Origin of the sequence: Bacillus sp. B19-2, assembly GCF_022832475.1 — a bacterium.
Lineage (GTDB): Bacteria > Bacillota > Bacilli > Bacillales > Bacillaceae > Bacillus > Bacillus paralicheniformis.
In genome coordinates, this window is sequence record NZ_JALHKQ010000005.1 from 57,185 (window position 1) to 73,019 (window position 15,835).

A 15,835-nucleotide genomic window follows, 5' to 3' on the forward strand; every position below is an offset into this window, starting at 1 on the left:
ATCCCGCATATAAAAAAAGAGAAGGCGTTACAGCGCCTTCTCTACATCTTCAATGGCTATCGCGCGGTCCTTTAAAACATGCACAATGTACTTCACATAACCGGGCCGGTCTTCCCCGTCTAAACCCATACTGTCAATCTCAATGTTTTCATAATGGTAGCCGCTCAATAACTTTTTCACCGCTTTTGCCTGGTCATAGACCTGTCTCTGGCCGTCACGGCCTGAATTCAAGGTAACTGTAACAGCGATCGGTTCTGTTTGCTTCAGTTTTTTCCAATCTGTATTGACATCATAGCTTCCAGATAGAGAAACTTGGACGTCGATTACGTTTTTCAGCTTTTTTTCAAGCTTTGCCTTGATCTCATTTGAGGCTTCTTTGCTTATTCTGGCTCTCGTCTTTTCCTGTCTGACTTCTTTGATGCCATCGTTTGTGACAGCCGGCTGCAAGCCGCCTTTCACGCTGAAAATGTACTCATCATTCCGCTCATCTGATACGCGAAAAAGGTATTCAGCGAACTTGAAATTATAGGAGCTCCCTTTCATATTTAAGGTTTCGCCGGCGTGGGCTTCCTGCAAGTATGCCGAAAGCTTTTGTTCAGCCAGCGCGCGGCTGACCGGATTTCCGTAAAAGGCGTTATACACATAACAGCCCGTCACAAGAATTAACAACGAGAGACCTGTAATAATGGCTTTCTTTTTCAATTCAATCAACTCTTTCCAAATTCTCGCGTCCCGTCCATTATGAAGGAGAATTCGGACATTAGGCAAGCTCTTTCTGCTTCGTCTCCGTTCCCAAAAAGAAGATGGCCGCGACGGCCGCAACAACGGCGACGCAGAAGATCAAAAAGATCATGGAAATCTCTGTTCCACGGGCGACGAGATAGCCGACAAGAAGCGGGCCGAGAATGCCGCCGATTCGGCCAAAGCCGGCTGCCATTCCTGCGCCGGTCCCCCTGATTGACGTCGGGTATTGTTCAGGCGTATAAGCGTAAAGCGCGCCCCAGGCACCAAGGTTGAAAAACGATAAAAACATGCCTGACGCAAGCAGAAGCGCCAGCGAATCAGCCGAACCGAAGAAGTAGGCGCTGACAGCCGTCCCTAACAAGTAGACGGTAAGCACCATTTTCCGGCCGGCTTTTTCAATCAGCCATGCCGCGGAGAAATAGCCGGGCAGCTGAGCCAGCGTCATAATCAGGACGTACTCAAAGCTCTTGATCATGCTGAATCCTTTCATCACCATGACGCTCGGCAGCCAAAGAAACATGCCGTAGTAGGAAAAAACGACGCAAAACCAGACGATCCACAGCATAGCCGTAGGCCGGGCATAGTTGCGGGACCAGACGCTCTTCACATTTTCCATGACGGTCGGCTTCCTTTCCTGCGCAAGCTTCTCATATTTCGGAGAATCCGGCAGGGCGATCCGCAAATATAAGGCGTAAATAGCCGGTATCGCGGTTATTAATAAAGCAATCTGCCAGCCGTAGGCCGGAATAATAAAATACGAGATGAGCGCTGCGGCCAGCCAGCCGAATGCCCAGAAACTTTCGAGCAGGACGACGACTCTTCCCCTCCGCTCAGGCGCAACCGTTTCGGATACGAGCGTAGATGCGACTGGAAGCTCTCCCCCAAGCCCCATACCGACGAAAAAGCGCAGCACTAAAAATGCCCACAATGTCGTCGTCAAAGCGGACAACCCGCTGCCGATCGAGAAAAACAGCAGCGTAATCATAAAAACGTATTTTCTTCCGACACGGTCAGCCAAAAGGCCAAAGACGAACGCCCCGACTGCCATGCCGATTGAGTTGACGCTGCCGATCCAGCTCATCTCCTGCGGCGTCAACTTCCATTCCGCGTGCAAAGCGGCGATAATAAACGATAATATGCCAACGTCCATGGCATCAAAAAGCCAGCCGAGCCCGGCGATGCCAAGCAGTCTGCGCTCTGAAACAGGACGGTTCTTCTTCATACTCACAACACCTCTTTACTCTCTTAGCAGTTTACATGAGTATTAGTTTACACCTGTCTTTACACTTTTGTCACGAAGAAAATGAGACGCCGTCTTTTTCAGTTTAATGAATATGATGCTTGTGAAACTTTTCTTTTTGGTGCTTCAATTTTGGCAGAAACCCGTTTTCTCGCTCTTTTTCATAGCGCTTTTCAATATGAGATTTGATTTCTTTTCCCCTTTCCTGATCAAGAATTCCGTACTCCACATACTTATTGATCAGCTGTTTTTTCTTTTCCATAATGTCCTTTTGCAAAGAAGCCAGTTCATTTTTTTGCTTGTCCGTCAACTCTTGATAAACATGTGTTTCTCCGTAGGCAGAAGACATGACAGCCGTACATGACAGCGGAATGACGAGAAGCAGGCAAACGCACAGTTTGCGCATCATGCAACATCCTTTCTGATCTATGATTTATTCTATTTTTTTCTTTTTTGCGGAGTTTATGCATAAAAAAAGCCGCTTGGTAAAGCGGCTTGGCTTTCTATTAAGACTGCAGCGATTTCCGCGCCGTATATTCATCAATGCGCGCCAATGCGTCTTTCATGTCCATGCAGTTGCTGAAGCTTTCATCAATTTTTTGAATGCCTTCCTGATATTTTTCGTCAGTGAGTACTTGTTCTGCTGCATCTCTTAATCTTTCAGCATTGACCTCTTCTGCAAACAGCGGATATCCAGCATTCAGTTCTTTCAGGCGCTGGGCGATCATCGGCTGATCTTTATCATGCGGAAGCACGACCATCGGGACGCGGTAATGGATGCCCTCATTGACACTGTTCATGCCGCCGTGTGTGATGAACACATCGGCTTCTTTAAGCACTTCTAATTGCGGCACATACGGCGCAATGATAAAATGCTCCGGCACTTCTTTTACATCCGCGTAGTCCGACTTTTCGCCGGCGGCGATGACAACCTTGCCGTCGAAATCACGGAAAGCATCAATGCACATATTGAAAAAGTCAGCGGTTTTACCAAGTACGGTTCCCATTGAAATATAAATGACTTTCTCATTCTTTAACGATTCTACCGGAAAATCGGTCTTGTCGAGGCGCTTCGGAAAACGCGGGCCGATAAACAGCACATCATCCCCAAAACGGTCGCTCTCAGGCTGAAAATACCGGCTTGTATACACAACGGTCAGCTCCGCCTGATTGCTCATAAACTGTCCTGTATGCCGGGGTGAGACGCCGTACTTTTCTTTCAGATCCGCAAGGAGGTCTTCGCATTCTTTATCCAAATGCAGCTCCGCGCCTGAATCCGGATGCAGCGGCAGAATCTTCATATGTTCTTGTCCAAAGAGAAATGAAGCCGATGAAGCGATTCCCGGAATGTTCAAATAATCCCTGACCAATTCACCCGCACCGAATGTGTCATAATACACGGCATCGAACGAAATGCTTTTGGACAGCTCTTTTACAATGTTTAGAATATACAGCGAGGTTTTGAGATGAATTTTTAAAAATTCAAGAAGGCCGGACGGTGAATTCGGATCAATATGCGCGTTTCTCACCAGATCTTTGTATAAATGGACGGTAGCTCCGACGCCCTCCAGCCTGTCTTTATACTTTTCTGTTGAAAGATAGTGCACATTGTCGCCTCTGTCAGCAAATGCTTTGGTGATCCCTAATGTAGGATTGACATGCCCTTCCGCCGGAAAATTGACGATTAAAATATTTTTCATGATTAAAACTCCTTTTTATCCTTTTTGAAACGGGTTGACATCAATTCAGCGCCTGATTAGACTGATGTTAGTTACTACTAACTATCATAAAATGGGGGTCAACACCTTTGCAAGAGACGAACGAACGGATCATATCTGCTGCTTTAGACTTAATGCAAAAATACGGATTCAAGTCGGTGACAATAAAGGATATCGCGCTTCATTCAGGCGTCAGCGAAATGACCGTCTATCGGCACTTCAAAACAAAGCTCGGACTTTTGGAAGCGGCTGTTCAGCAATTTTCTTATATCCCAGCCTTTCAGCGCGTATTTGAAAACGATATCACTTGGAACCTGGAAAAAGATTTAACATTGATTGCAGAATCGTATTTGCTCCATATGGAAAATAACAAACCGCTCTACCTTATCGCTGTTCAAGACGGCGGAAGGATGACTGATCTTTTCGGTTCTCTGTTAAAGCATATGGAAGAACTCCTTCGTTATTTAACAGACTACTTTCAGACGATGCAGGACAAAAGCCTGATGAAAAAGGGAGATCCAGGTTCACAGGCCTTCGCGTTTCTGTCCTCTTTATACGGATACTTCTCTTCTGGCGCATTGGCTGACGGCCGGTTTCGAAAAACCGCTAAAGACACTTATATTAAACAGATAACCGCCGCTTTCTGCGACGGTTTGCAAATATGATATCACCCTTCAACTGAAGGATGGATCGCTATTCATTCAGCTCTTCAACATCCTTCAGCTTGATATCCGCATTTTTTTCAAAGGAAGTGCTGTATTTGACATAGCCGATCTCCTCGTCTTTGATATCTTCCCCCTCAAAAATGTTGGCATTAATCGTCACGCTTTCGTAGTCGTACCCTTCCTTATTCAACAGGCGCTGAATCTTTTGCGCCGTTTTGTAGACGTCTTTTCGGTCGGCATTTGCGGCATCAAGTAAAATATGAATCTCCATCGGCCGCTCTAAGCGGAGGCTTTTCTCCCATTTTGCGTCATTATTCAGCTTTCCTTTTAATACTTCGACTTGCACGTCAACGTCTTTCAGATCGTTTATGCTTTTCGATAAAAACGTTTTGATTTCTTTTCCGGCTTCTTCTCCAAGCCGCTCCATCAGCGGTTCGTTGAGGTTCTCTTCATAGATCCCGTCAGTGTACACTTCAGGTTGAACAAACCCTCTCAAAGAAAACAGATAGGGGTCTTTGCGCTTTTGATCGCCGGTATCAGTGACTTCAAATACATATTCGGCGAACTTGAAGCTATAAAGCCCGCTGTCGATCCGCAAGTCTTTTTCAGGATAGCGGTCAGTCAAATAATGCTCAAGCGCCGTTTGAGACAATTTCTTGCTTACGGGATTTCCGTTGAAGGCGTTGTATGCGGCAAGCACAAAGGAAACGAGCACCACGATCAATACGCTATACAAGATTTTCTTTTTCATCATATCAGCTACTTTCTTTCAGCTTTAAGAACAGCCATCCGATCATCATCCCTGCCGCGGCGAAAAAACAGTGAATAACTGCAAGCATGAAAGCGCCAAAGACAGCATACAGCAGGTGCTCCACAACCCCTGTACCGTCGGCTGCATCCCATCCGGCCAAAATATCCCCGATCCCCCAAATGAAAATCGGCGCAAAGGAGAGGAGTATCACGAGTTTCATATCCCGGTAAAACAAGTACACCGCAAGCCCAAGCACGGCGTACCACAAAATAAAGCCGAAGCTCTCATTTAAAAGGGATGTGTGAATCGCGAGAAAAAACGAAATGGCTGTAAACATTAATTGGTACAAGGAGAGCTTCCGATTGATTTTTTTAAACATTTGACTTTCATGAACAGACGATTCAATATGTTCCTTCGGAAGCTCGGCCTCCGTCATCTTCAAAAGCCTCTGAAGCTCTTCATCGTTTTCGGCCGCTTCCTCAATCCATTCAGCCGACTCTTTGCTTAACAGCCCCTCATGATATAAAGGAAGCAAATCTTTGAATACACTGCGTTCCTTATCCTTCATCATACCCCTCCATTTCTTGCTGTAGCTTGAGCTTCGCTCTGTGAAACCCGACCCTGGCACCGTTTTCGGTTTTGCCTGTGAGCATGCCGATTTCTTTAAATGACAATTCTCCGTAGATACGGAGGGTGACAATTTCCTTTGAAGTCTCATCAAGCCGGTTGATTTCCTCGAGAAGCCGCCGCTCTTTCTCGGTTTTCAGGAGGTGTTCTTCAGGAGATAAGCAAGCCGATTCCTCATGCTGAATCGTGTTTGTCCCGGCTTTTGATGCTCCTGAACGAAAGTGTTTTTTCAACACATTTTTAGCAATCGCAAACACCCATGTTTTGATTGTCGACTTTCCCGAAAATGTATGATAGCCTTTCACAGCCTGATAAAATACTTCCTGTGTTAAATCTTCCGCCGTTTCTTTATGGAATGTCTTGATGTAGAAAAAGGCATAAACGGAAGGCTGAATACTCTTGTAGACTTCCTCAAGCTTCATAAAGCCCCTCCCCGGCTGGGCATGCCGCTATTTTTCCATTCACTTATTAGTACCGTTGAACTTCTTTTTGTTACAAAAAATCGCATAAAAAAAGAGGCAAAAATGAATATTTCATTTTGCCTCCGTATATCCCATCCGCCAAACAAATGTCTTCCAGATCATGCCCTGCCCTTATTTAGACAAACCCGCACAGCGATTTTAAAAACTCACTTTCTCTTCAGCTGTTTTCAGGTTCCCTAAGCTCCCGGCCTTCATCGACAGCCGCTTTCAGCGCCTGCAGCATATAGCCGATTCCCCGGTATCCCGCCAGCGGGTAAGTGATCTGCTGGCGGCTGCCAAACACGTTCCTCAAAACAGGCCTGTATTTTTTTCCGCCGAGCATGACGATTTCGTCATAATCCATCAGGTTTTTCCGTTCACCTTGAACCTTCAGTTCATCATCCGCCATAATCTCCGGGTGGCGCATCCCGAATGTGACGTCATAGTTTTCAGGAACGATATCTTCCGGTTTTAAAAACCCGTGTTTTGCTGAAAGAATCACCCAATCCGCAAAAAACGTTTGCGCATATGTGCGGCACGCCCGATGAAACGGGCTCAGATAGACATCCTTTGCGGCGGACGGGCCGCTGCCCGGATCGACATCCCAGATTTTCTTCGCCCCGCACGGGATGATGCAGAGTCTTTTCATCATGTATCCCCCTTTTGGTTCCGCTAAAAAACGCCTTTGAAAAGGCGTTTTATTTCAGCTTCAGCGATACGACCGATTCGACGTGCGCCGTCTGCGGAAACATATCGACAGGCTGAATGTATTCGACATGGTAATCCTTCGCCAAGTACTGCAAATCTTTCGCAAGTGTTGACGGATTGCATGAGACATAAACGAACCGTTTCGGCTTAACCTGCCTGATCGTATCAAGGAAGGTGCGGTCACAGCCTGTTCTCGGCGGATCGACGATGACGACATCCGGCCTGAAGCCTTCTTTTGTCCATTTCGGCAGCCAGTGCTCCGCCGTCCCTGCGACATAGCGCGCATTTTCGATTCCGTGCTTTTTGGCGTTTTGGTTGGCGTCATCGATCGATTCTTTAATGACGTCCATGCCGCGGATTTCTTTTGCACCGCCGGCGATCCACATTCCGATCGTGCCGACGCCGCAGTAGGCGTCGACGACTTTTTCGCGCCCGCTCAGTTTCGCCGCTTTTTTCACTTCGTCATACAGCTTGACCGTCTGGATCGGATTAAGCTGAAAAAAAGCGCGGGCGCTCAGCTCAAATGAAACCTCGCCGAGAAATTCCTGAATGACCATATTGCCGGCTAAGAGCCTTGTATCCTCGCCGAAGACAACCGATGTCTTGGCTTTGTTGACGTTTTGAATCACGGAGGTCACTTCAGGCAGACGCTTTTTGATTTCTTCTGCAATGAGCTCCTTGCGCGGCAGATCTTCTTTTGACGTGACAAGGACAACCTGCACTTCCCCCGTCTCAAAGCCGACCCTCGTCACGATCGTGCGGACGTCGCCCGTGCGCTTCCGTTCGTTGTAGACGGAAATGCCGAAGTCTTCAAGAATCTGCTTGACGGTTTGCGTCGTTTTGTTCGTCGCCGGATGCTGAACAATGCATTCCGTAATCGGGACAAGCCGGTGCGAGTCAAGGCCGTACAGCCCGGCCACCATCTTGCCGTTTTTCGAAAGCCCGAGCTGAAACTGGCTTTTATTCCGGTAGTGCCACGGGTTTTCCATGCCGATCGTCGGCCTGATGTCCATTTTGCCGATGTCAAAACGGGTGTGCCGTTCGAGCGATTGAATGACGATGTCCCGTTTTCCTTGCAGCTGCTCCTCATAAGCCAGATGCTGGAGCTGGCAGCCCCCGCATTGCTCATAGATGATGCAGGGCGGCTTGACGCGGTGCTCTGAACGCTTGCGCACCTTTTTGACCCGCCCTTCGGAAAATTTCGGATGAACCTTTGTCGCCTCGACGACGACTTCTTCACCCGGCAGTGCGCCGGGGACGAAGACGACTTTTTTCTTGAAGTAGCCGACGCCTTCGCCATTGATGCCGAGGCGCTTGATCGTCAGCGGAAATTGCTGTCCGACTTTTAATTCTGCTGATGATCCTTTTTTATCACGTTTCACTGATGTTCTCTCCATTTCTACTCAATGCTCCTCCATAAATACAAGGAAGCATAGCTTAAATAAGGGTGCCATTCTTTGCTCATTTCAAGCATTTGTTCTTTTGTCGGTTTATCGTTTAAGCCAAAATGGCGTTTGATGGCGTTTTGGATGCCGATATCGGCGGCCGGAAACAGATTGGGGCGGCCCAGTCCGAACAGCAGAACGTTTTGGACGGTCCACGGGCCGATGCCTCTGATTTTCACCAGCTTTTCCATCATGTCTTCATCTGATAATTGAGCAAGCTCATCAAGATTTAAACGGCCGTCTGCGATCATCCTTGATGTATCGATGACATATTCAGCCTTCCGCATGCTGAATTGAAGTTCGCGCAAGTCGTTATAGTCGAGCTGTGCAACCGTTTCGGGAAGCGGATAAAACCAGACCCCGTCCTTTTGCTCTCCAAAAGTGTGAACGAACCGCTCTGTGAGCGTATAAGCAAAAGACAGATTCAGCTGCTGGTGGATTATGCATTTCATCAAGCAATGATACAAATGAAAATCGAGCACCAGCGGCGTTCCGGCATGCTCTGCAAAAATTGATGATAAGCTCGATTGTGAAAAGTGATCCAGTACAGGCTGAAGATTTTCCTCCCATCTGAAGATCCGTTTCACTTCTTTCATCATGTCGTCTCGATCGTCTGTACCGCTGACGGCAAACGCCGGGGCTTCGACAGTTCCCGTCGCCTGCACAGCGACAATCCGAGGCTCTTTGTTTTGATTGCGGAGCGGCAGCTTGACCTCCCTTTTGTCGAGGTTGACCGCATTGAGCGGATCAAGCGAAAGCCTGTCCAAGACGCGGTCAAAATGATACGGCGGTGATACGCTTACAGTTTCCTTCCACATCGCTTCCCATCCCTTTTTCTTCTTTGTCCACAGTATACCATGTTTCAAATTCTCTTAAAAAAGAACAACATTTTATTTTTCGCCGAATGAATCACAGCGCACCGCAGCATCCTATGGAAGCGGAGGGGTGCCGATGATTAAACATTTTGCGATGACAAAAGACGGAAAGCTTTTATCCACCGACACCAAAGCAGAAAGGCTGACAGGTCAAGATATTGAGTGGTGCTGGACCGATTTCGATCAGCCTTCGGATGAAGAAGTCTCCTTACTCAAAAGCCATTTTCACTTTCACCCTTTAGCAGTTGAGGACTGTGTTCATCATTTGCAGCGTCCGAAGCTTGATCAATACGAAGAATATCTTTTTTTCGTCATACACGAGTTGAATCAAAGGACTTTGGCGTCTGAAGAAGTTGACCTATTCGTTGGAAAAGATTTTATCGTCACATTTCACTTTCATCGTTCAGACGGCATTGAAAAAGTAAGAAGACAGCTTTCGGAAAACAGCGAGTTGTGGAAAAAAGGACCGAGCCATATCGCCTATATGGTCATGGATCAGCTTGTGGACGAATATTTCCCGATTCTTTACAAAATAGAAGACCGCCTCAATGAAATTGCTGAAAGCGACAGCAGAAAAACGTATGGAACGCTGATGAATGAGGTGTTTGATATCCGAAACGACCTTTTAAAGCTGAGGAAAACAATTATTCCGATGCGGGATTTGCTTTACCGGATTTTAAACATTGAAATTTCAAAAGAAAACCGCGAACGAAAAGCGTACTACAGCGACATTTACGACCACCTCTTGAAGCTGACCGAAATCGTCGAAAACAACCGCGACATGACCGCCGATTTGAGGGACAGCTACCAGACGCTCAACTCCAATCGGATGAACGCCATTATGATGACGCTGACAATCGTCTCAACGATTTTTATTCCGCTCACCTTCATTGCCGGAGTGTACGGCATGAACTTTGACAACATGCCTGAACTGCATTGGCGCTACGGCTATTTTTTCATCCTCGTCATGATGGGAGCCGTTGTCGCCGGCATGATCTTCTGGTTCCGGCACAAAGGATGGTTTGACATTTTCAAGTAAAACCGGAAACCTTTTTCCTCTCTTTACGACTACTTCTATAACTGAGGGGGGAAAGGCATGAAGGTACATACAGGGCTTGTCGGCATCATCCTGACCGTTCTCGGCTTGTTGATGAGCGCCGAGAATCATCAAAGCGTGTCTGCAGCGGACGCGCTTTCGGACTTTTTAGGACTGCCTGTCCGGAATTTAGTGGTTCTGATCTGCATGTTGATGCTCATCATTGGCTTCATTATGGCGTGGCGACATTATGATGGAGTACCGTGGATCCGCTTTAAGCTGTTTTTGTTTATTATCGGCATTTCAGTATTTTACCCGCTGGTCACAGAACAGCTGATGCTCTTTCAAAAATGGAATGCACAAGGCGATGATGCCGTGGAATATATGACAAGGGGAAGCTCCTGCAGCTATCAGAACGATATGGAGGAAGGAAGCATGGACTGTGAGGTGAAAGTGAACAACTACGGGAAAAAGACCGAACGCATCCAACTCACCCCTGATATAACGAGTGAATTTGACTTTCAGCCGGAAGAGCTGGAACTGTCTCCGCATTCACAGGAAACGTACAGCATCACTTTTACGGCTCCGGGAAATGAGGATGTGGATGAGTCAGGGATGGAAGAAGAACCGAGGATCAAAATTAAAGTATTGAAATGAGCGGCTGTCACTCGAGTTAAACAGCACGTTTTCGGGAACTTTTAAATAGATTACACGGAAGAGAAAGTTTAGAATGAAAAGGTATACAGAAAAAACGAACGGCAAACAGCCGATTCACAAACTAATAGACAACCCTCAAAAAAAAAGCCGCTCCTTCACCGAAGCGGCTTTTCGTCTATTAATCGCGATAAGATTCTGCAATCGCGTTGGCGGCGACGATCGCATTGTAGACATCGTCAGGGGTGACCGGGAACGGCATGTTGCCCATAGTGTCGCCTTCCGCGCAAGCGCTTTGAGCGACTTGGCGCCATTCTTCTTCAACAAATTCGTCGACTCCGAGGTCTTTTAATGTCAACGGAAGACCGACGCCTTTAATAAAGTTAATGACGGTCTCTAATTCTTCGGCCGGCGCGTTTTCAAGAACAAGCTGAGCCAAAAGGCCGAACGTAACTTTTTCGCCGTGCTGAGCCCTGTGCAGGGAAGGAACGGCTGTCATACCATTGTGAATCGCATGTGCGGCGGCAAGACCGCCTGATTCGGCGCCGACGCCGCTTAAATAAATGGTCGCTTCGATTGTATCCTCGACCGCTCGTGTAGAAACGCCATGCTTGACCGCCTGCATCGCTTTTACGCCGTTTTCCAATAGCGTATCATAGCAAAGACGGGCAAGTCCCAATCCTGTTGTTGAAGGCTTCATCAGCACGAGGTTGTCGCCGTTTGCTTTAAAGCAGGCGCGCGCTTCAAAATACGTCGCCAAGGCGTCTCCGATACCGGCTGCGAAAAAGCGCGGCGGCGCGGATGCCAAAATGTCAGAATCGGCGAGAACGACATCAGGGTTCGTCGGCAAAAACAGATAGCGGTCAAACGATCCGTCATGTTTATATATGACGGCAAGGGCCGTACATGGAGCATCTGTTGAAGCAATTGTCGGGAAAATCACAACCGGCAGCTTCTCGTAATAAGCGGTGGCTTTTGCTGTATCAAGCGTTTTTCCCCCGCCGATCCCAACGATGATATTAGCGCCTGCATTGCGTGCAAGCTCCCGGTTACGATCGATTTCTTCCTGTGTGCATTCATAATTGAATTTTTCAAAAACAGCTTGATTGCCGGCTTTCTGAATCGAATTCCCCGCTTCTTTTTGAGCGCGTTCCAAAATGAATTCATCGCAAATAATATATGCGTGATCGCCATAATCTTCAATGTAATCGTTCAAGTTCTCAAGGAGTCGTTTTCCTGTAATGAATTTTTTAGGTGACGTGACTGATTTTACTAATTTTGACATGGTAATTCCCCCTTCAATATCAATGATATACCTATTTTCTTTTTAAATCTAGTAATATATGTATATAGAATGGATTTTTATTCTATGGAATTGACTAGGGGAAATAGAGCCTGAACATCAACTTTTCCGATCAAAGCAAAAACCCCGGCTCAGCGACCGGGGCATTTGTCTTTCAAAAGGGCTTTAGCATCATAGATTTTTCAAACATCAGGTCATCAAGAGTTTTAAATGTATAGCCTTCTTTTTTCAAGTCGGTGATCGCCTGATCAAGCGCTTCGGCATTGTCTTTCGAGACGGTGTGAAGCAAATAGATAGCGCCGGGATGGGCCTGTTTCATCATATTGTCGTACGCATAGCGCCACCCTTTTTGGGCATTGATTTTCCAATCGACAAAAGCAACAGACCAGAATACCGTTTGATAACCGAGCTTTTTCGTTTCTTCAAGCACCCGCTCGCTGAAAACGCCCCGAGGCGGTCTCAGGTAGAGGTTGTTTTTTTCGCCTGTGATTTTGTAAACCTCCTCATCGACCGATTCCAATTCCTCTTGTATCACACGGCTTGTTTTCGTCGTGAGATCCGGATGGTGATAGGAATGATTCCCGATGACATGCCCCTCCTCGGCCATTCGTTTGATCAGCTCCGGCTGATCTTTGACAAAATGGCCCGTCACAAAAAAGGCAGCTTTGACGTTTTGTTTTTTCAGAACATCGAGCACCTTAGGGGTGTAGCCGTTTTCATAGCCGTTATCAAAGGTCAGATAAATCGTTTTTTCCTTTGTGTTGCCCAAATAAAAGGCGTCGTACTGCTGTAAAAGGCTGTTCAGCTCTTGTCCCGCATCTGCCGGCTGATGGTTTTTGCTTTTTGAAAAGCCCCAATGGATCGCCTTGTTGGAAATCGCTTCAGCGCTGCCGCTGAAGGCCAGCATCAGCAGGAATCCGCAGCATATGGCACAGATTCGTTTCATCATTTTCTCGCTCCCAGTTTTATTTTTTCTTATTGTGCAGAAGGGCTTAGCTTTTCATACCAAGCAACACTTGGAAAACAATAAAACCGCGGCAGAGAATGCCGCGGTTTTATTTCCAGTCTTTTTTAAAGCGCTCGTATTTGGCTTCCAAGTCGTCGAGCATGCTGATCAGTCTGTCAATATCTTCAAGGTCGGTCGATTCCGGGTCTAAAGAATCGATGACTGACATAAACATATCCAATCTGTTTTTTAAATAATTGACTTGCTGTTCTTTGTCATGTACTGCGTTACCCATGATTCTCCTCCTTTTGTTCCTTTATCGTAGCCTATAAACGGCCTTTTTTCAATCATCCATGACTTGCACGCCTCAAGGATCAGGTCTAAAATGAATAGTTGGGCTATATTAGTATGTCCTATCATAAAGGAGTTAGATATGTCATGACAGAAAAAACGCAGGTTCGTCCGATTACCCCGGAATATGATCCGTGGGAAGCCTACATGGACGTTGACCAATATGGAGATATACAGCTGACGAACGTTGAATTTACGACGACGACTCTTTGCAATATGCGCTGCGAGCACTGCGCCGTCGGGTATACGCTCCAGACGAAGGACCCGGACGCGCTGCCCGTCAGCCTTCTGTTGAAACGGCTTGATGAGATTCCCCGCCTTCGTTCTTTAAGCATTACGGGCGGCGAGCCGATGCTTTCATTAAAATCCGTAAAGGAATATGTCGTTCCTTTATTAAAATACGCTCATGAACGCGGTGTGCGGACGCAGATCAACTCAAACTTGACGCTCGATATCGGCCGCTACGAGCTGATCATCCCCTACCTTGATGTGCTTCATATTTCCCACAACTGGGGAACGGTCGAAGACTTTGCAGAAATCGGCTTCGCCATGATGGATAAAAAGCCGACATTTGCCCAACGGGCGCGCTATTTCGAAAAAATGATCGAAAACAGCCGGACGCTTGTTGATGAAGGGGTTATGGTATCCGCCGAGACGATGCTCAATAAACGGACGCTCCCTCACATCGAGCATATTCACCGGCAAATTGTCGAAGACATGAAATGCCAGCGCCATGAGGTTCATCCGATGTATCCGAGTGACTTTGCAAGCGCGCTTGAATCTTTAAGCTTACAAGACATGAGAAAAGCGATCCACCGCCTTCTTGACATTCGCGACGAAAATACGTGGATGCTGTTCGGCACCCTGCCGTTTTACGCGTGCAGCCCTGATCCTGAAGATCACGCTCTTTTACAGCGGCTGCGCGAAGCGAAAAATGTCACGGTCAGAAACGACCCTGACGGCAGATCGCGCCTGAACGTCAATATTTTTGACGGCAATATCATCGTGACCGATTTCGGAGACACTCCGCCGCTCGGCAACATTCAAACCGACAGCCTGCCAAGCGCTTATGCGAAGTGGAGAAACACAGAGCTTGCCAAGGAGCTCAACTGCCACTGCCCGCACGTCCGATGCCTCGGGCCGAATGTGCTCGTCAAAAACAGCTATTATCAAGATGTTGATTTTACTTCCAGAACAGCAAGAGTATGAAAAAAGCAAGCCGCAAAGGCTTGCTTTCAGATTGTTGACAAAATCCCAAAACGGTTTTTGTTTTGGGATTTTGTCATCCCTTCAGCGTGATTGAAAACCCTTGCAGTCTAGGAAGGCCGAGCATCGGAGCTGACTTTCACAGGAGGTGATGACGGCGGCGTTCAGGCAGGACGCCTGGACGGTTAGCCGCCGATCCTTCTCCTTTTCGTGAGCACCGACGCGCAGACCTGACAACGAATGCGAGGGTTTGTCGACACGCTGAAAGCAAGCCGGGAAAGGCTTGCTTTTTATTTCGGCTGATGGCTGAGCTGAAAGCCGAATGTGAGGTGATCCTGTACAGGAATCCAGGCGCCGATTCCTTGCGAGGTGATGTTTTTGACGACAAGCTTTCTTTTGTTGCCTTTTAATACGATGTACACTTCACCGTAAGTGACCTTCCCTTTTTCATTGACGGCAGGTGCATAGGCGTGTAAATTCCCCAGTTTTTTCGGCTGCACTTTATAAATCTGATCGCGTTTTGTGCCGGCGCCGACGACTGTTTCAAAGGCGAGCGGCAGCTTTGTTTTTTCCATGGCTTCAAGCATCATCATGTTTTTGACATCGTCCGCTTTCGGGACTTTCGCTGTTAAGCCGCCTTTGATTTTGCTTGTCTGTTCCTGGGAATACGTGAGTTCGGCAGGTGCTTTCCCGCCCCGGTTATCAAAGCGGTTTGTGTTGATTTTGCGGTATTCCCAGTTCGCAACGGTTTCATTCGAGGTATACCCGAGCGCCCATCTGCCCAAATAAATCGTCGCTCTGTAGCCGATTGCCAGCGGTGTGCCGGAAATGCTTGACTCATTCAGCATTTTGATGAGATGCGGATTTTCAATCGCGATATCGGTTGTTTTCAGCAGCTCTTCGGCCAGTTCGCTCGGCTGCAGCCTCGGCTGATCCTGAGAGGCGTTAGGGTATGTGTTCTCTTTGGAAATATTCGTGACAGAGCTTGGAATCTTGATCGGCTTGGCTGCATCAGCTTCCTGTACAGCGAAAAAACTAAAGGATAAAAACGCAGTCAGCGTAAAACACAAAAGCTTTTTCATACTATCACTCTTTCTGTTTCTTT

At 47.3% G+C, this 15,835-nt stretch carries 18 protein-coding genes; 4 read left to right on the top strand and 14 right to left on the bottom strand.

Annotated elements, in window-relative coordinates:
• Positions 1-27: 27 nt before the first annotated feature.
• The 4 genes from MST20_RS18075 to MST20_RS18090 all read right to left on the bottom strand — a co-directional run bounded on the left by MST20_RS18075 (position 28) and on the right by MST20_RS18090 (position 3,684).
• The gene (locus MST20_RS18075) at positions 28-768 is read right to left on the bottom strand and encodes a YfjL-like protein (protein WP_243943962.1); all 741 of its coding nucleotides are present in this window, start codon (positions 766-768) and stop codon (positions 28-30) included.
• Positions 761-1,966: an MFS transporter gene (locus MST20_RS18080; RefSeq protein ID WP_243943964.1), complete on the bottom strand. Its 1,206-nt coding sequence runs from the start codon at positions 1,964-1,966 to the stop codon at positions 761-763. Before MST20_RS18080 ends, MST20_RS18075 begins: the two co-directional genes overlap by 8 nt.
• A 103-nt stretch (positions 1,967-2,069) precedes the next feature.
• Complete coding sequence (locus tag MST20_RS18085) at positions 2,070-2,390, bottom strand: YckD family protein (RefSeq protein ID WP_243943966.1); 321 nt, start codon at positions 2,388-2,390, stop codon at positions 2,070-2,072.
• Positions 2,391-2,490: 100 nt separating this feature from the next.
• Positions 2,491-3,684: a macrolide family glycosyltransferase gene (locus MST20_RS18090; protein ID WP_243943968.1), complete on the bottom strand. Its 1,194-nt coding sequence runs from the start codon at positions 3,682-3,684 to the stop codon at positions 2,491-2,493.
• 107 nt (positions 3,685-3,791) lie between these two features.
• On the opposite strand from MST20_RS18090, the gene MST20_RS18095 reads away from it, so the two are divergent.
• Positions 3,792-4,367, top strand: a complete 576-nt coding sequence (locus MST20_RS18095) for a TetR/AcrR family transcriptional regulator (RefSeq protein WP_243943970.1) — start codon at positions 3,792-3,794, stop codon at positions 4,365-4,367.
• A gap of 28 nt (positions 4,368-4,395) precedes the next feature.
• Here the strand turns inward: MST20_RS18095 and MST20_RS18100 are convergent, their stop codons facing one another.
• The 6 genes from MST20_RS18100 to MST20_RS18125 all read right to left on the bottom strand — a co-directional run bounded on the left by MST20_RS18100 (position 4,396) and on the right by MST20_RS18125 (position 9,177).
• Positions 4,396-5,121, bottom strand: a complete 726-nt coding sequence (locus MST20_RS18100; protein ID WP_243943972.1) for a YfjL-like protein — start codon at positions 5,119-5,121, stop codon at positions 4,396-4,398.
• A 1-nt stretch (position 5,122) separates the two neighbouring features.
• A complete protein-coding gene (locus MST20_RS18105; RefSeq protein WP_243943975.1) occupies positions 5,123-5,686 on the bottom strand; it encodes a hypothetical protein in 564 nt (187 codons plus the stop codon).
• Complete coding sequence (locus MST20_RS18110) at positions 5,676-6,167, bottom strand: RNA polymerase sigma factor (protein WP_243943977.1); 492 nt, start codon at positions 6,165-6,167, stop codon at positions 5,676-5,678. Before MST20_RS18110 ends, MST20_RS18105 begins: the two co-directional genes overlap by 11 nt.
• Before the next feature lie 217 nt (positions 6,168-6,384).
• Positions 6,385-6,855 carry a DUF6884 domain-containing protein gene (locus MST20_RS18115; RefSeq protein WP_243943979.1) on the bottom strand — a complete coding sequence of 157 codons (471 nt, stop codon included), beginning with the start codon at positions 6,853-6,855 and terminating at the stop codon, positions 6,385-6,387.
• 49 nt (positions 6,856-6,904) lie between these two features.
• The gene (gene rlmD, locus MST20_RS18120) at positions 6,905-8,311 is read right to left on the bottom strand and encodes a 23S rRNA (uracil(1939)-C(5))-methyltransferase RlmD (RefSeq protein ID WP_279600181.1); all 1,407 of its coding nucleotides are present in this window, start codon (positions 8,309-8,311) and stop codon (positions 6,905-6,907) included.
• A 2-nt stretch (positions 8,312-8,313) separates the two neighbouring features.
• The gene (locus MST20_RS18125) at positions 8,314-9,177 is read right to left on the bottom strand and encodes a DNA-3-methyladenine glycosylase family protein (RefSeq protein WP_243943982.1); all 864 of its coding nucleotides are present in this window, start codon (positions 9,175-9,177) and stop codon (positions 8,314-8,316) included.
• Positions 9,178-9,310: 133 nt separating this feature from the next.
• Between MST20_RS18125 and corA the strand changes: the two genes are divergently transcribed.
• A complete protein-coding gene (corA, locus tag MST20_RS18130) occupies positions 9,311-10,273 on the top strand; it encodes a magnesium/cobalt transporter CorA (protein WP_243943984.1) in 963 nt (320 codons plus the stop codon).
• Between the two features lie 57 nt (positions 10,274-10,330).
• Entirely contained in the window at positions 10,331-10,927 is a 597-nt protein-coding gene (locus tag MST20_RS18135) for a hypothetical protein (RefSeq protein WP_243943986.1), read from the top strand.
• A gap of 178 nt (positions 10,928-11,105) precedes the next feature.
• Here MST20_RS18135 and MST20_RS18140 read toward each other — a convergent pair whose 3' ends face one another.
• From MST20_RS18140 to MST20_RS18150, 3 genes are all read right to left on the bottom strand, one after another.
• On the bottom strand, positions 11,106-12,209 hold the full coding sequence (locus MST20_RS18140; protein WP_243943988.1) for a glycerol dehydrogenase: 1,104 nt from the start codon (positions 12,207-12,209) through the stop codon (positions 11,106-11,108).
• A 172-nt stretch (positions 12,210-12,381) separates the two neighbouring features.
• Complete coding sequence (gene pdaA, locus MST20_RS18145; protein WP_243944194.1) at positions 12,382-13,173, bottom strand: delta-lactam-biosynthetic de-N-acetylase; 792 nt, start codon at positions 13,171-13,173, stop codon at positions 12,382-12,384.
• A 109-nt stretch (positions 13,174-13,282) separates the two neighbouring features.
• On the bottom strand, positions 13,283-13,468 hold the full coding sequence (locus tag MST20_RS18150) for an SE1561 family protein (RefSeq protein WP_003179806.1): 186 nt from the start codon (positions 13,466-13,468) through the stop codon (positions 13,283-13,285).
• A 143-nt stretch (positions 13,469-13,611) separates the two neighbouring features.
• Here MST20_RS18150 and yfkAB point away from each other — a divergent pair, with 143 nt between their 5' ends.
• Positions 13,612-14,733 (top strand): radical SAM/CxCxxxxC motif protein YfkAB, encoded by a 1,122-nt coding sequence (yfkAB, locus tag MST20_RS18155; protein WP_243943990.1) that lies wholly within the window; start codon positions 13,612-13,614, stop codon positions 14,731-14,733.
• A gap of 287 nt (positions 14,734-15,020) precedes the next feature.
• On the opposite strand, the gene MST20_RS18160 is transcribed toward yfkAB, so the two are convergent.
• Complete coding sequence (locus MST20_RS18160) at positions 15,021-15,812, bottom strand: YfkD famly protein (RefSeq protein ID WP_020450573.1); 792 nt, start codon at positions 15,810-15,812, stop codon at positions 15,021-15,023.
• Between the last annotated feature and the right edge of the window lie 23 nt (positions 15,813-15,835).

Bases quoted from the DNA above. Each gene is read 5' to 3' on its own strand.
- MST20_RS18080 (WP_243943964.1), bottom strand. From the start codon at position 1,966: ATGAAGAAGAACCGTCCTGTTTCAGAGCGCAGACTGCTTGGCATCGCC.
- MST20_RS18085 (WP_243943966.1), bottom strand. From the start codon at position 2,390: ATGCGCAAACTGTGCGTTTGCCTGCTTCTCGTCATTCCGCTGTCATGT.
- MST20_RS18090 (WP_243943968.1), bottom strand. From the start codon at position 3,684: ATGAAAAATATTTTAATCGTCAATTTTCCGGCGGAAGGGCATGTCAAT.
- MST20_RS18100 (WP_243943972.1), bottom strand. From the start codon at position 5,121: ATGATGAAAAAGAAAATCTTGTATAGCGTATTGATCGTGGTGCTCGTT.
- MST20_RS18105 (WP_243943975.1), bottom strand. From the start codon at position 5,686: ATGAAGGATAAGGAACGCAGTGTATTCAAAGATTTGCTTCCTTTATAT.
- MST20_RS18110 (WP_243943977.1), bottom strand. From the start codon at position 6,167: ATGAAGCTTGAGGAAGTCTACAAGAGTATTCAGCCTTCCGTTTATGCC.
- MST20_RS18115 (WP_243943979.1), bottom strand. From the start codon at position 6,855: ATGAAAAGACTCTGCATCATCCCGTGCGGGGCGAAGAAAATCTGGGAT.
- rlmD (WP_279600181.1), bottom strand. From the start codon at position 8,311: ATGGAGAGAACATCAGTGAAACGTGATAAAAAAGGATCATCAGCAGAA.
- MST20_RS18125 (WP_243943982.1), bottom strand. From the start codon at position 9,177: ATGTGGAAGGAAACTGTAAGCGTATCACCGCCGTATCATTTTGACCGC.
- corA (WP_243943984.1), top strand. From the start codon at position 9,311: ATGATTAAACATTTTGCGATGACAAAAGACGGAAAGCTTTTATCCACC.
- MST20_RS18135 (WP_243943986.1), top strand. From the start codon at position 10,331: ATGAAGGTACATACAGGGCTTGTCGGCATCATCCTGACCGTTCTCGGC.
- MST20_RS18140 (WP_243943988.1), bottom strand. From the start codon at position 12,209: ATGTCAAAATTAGTAAAATCAGTCACGTCACCTAAAAAATTCATTACA.
- pdaA (WP_243944194.1), bottom strand. From the start codon at position 13,173: ATGAAACGAATCTGTGCCATATGCTGCGGATTCCTGCTGATGCTGGCC.
- MST20_RS18150 (WP_003179806.1), bottom strand. From the start codon at position 13,468: ATGGGTAACGCAGTACATGACAAAGAACAGCAAGTCAATTATTTAAAA.
- yfkAB (WP_243943990.1), top strand. From the start codon at position 13,612: ATGACAGAAAAAACGCAGGTTCGTCCGATTACCCCGGAATATGATCCG.
- MST20_RS18160 (WP_020450573.1), bottom strand. From the start codon at position 15,812: ATGAAAAAGCTTTTGTGTTTTACGCTGACTGCGTTTTTATCCTTTAGT.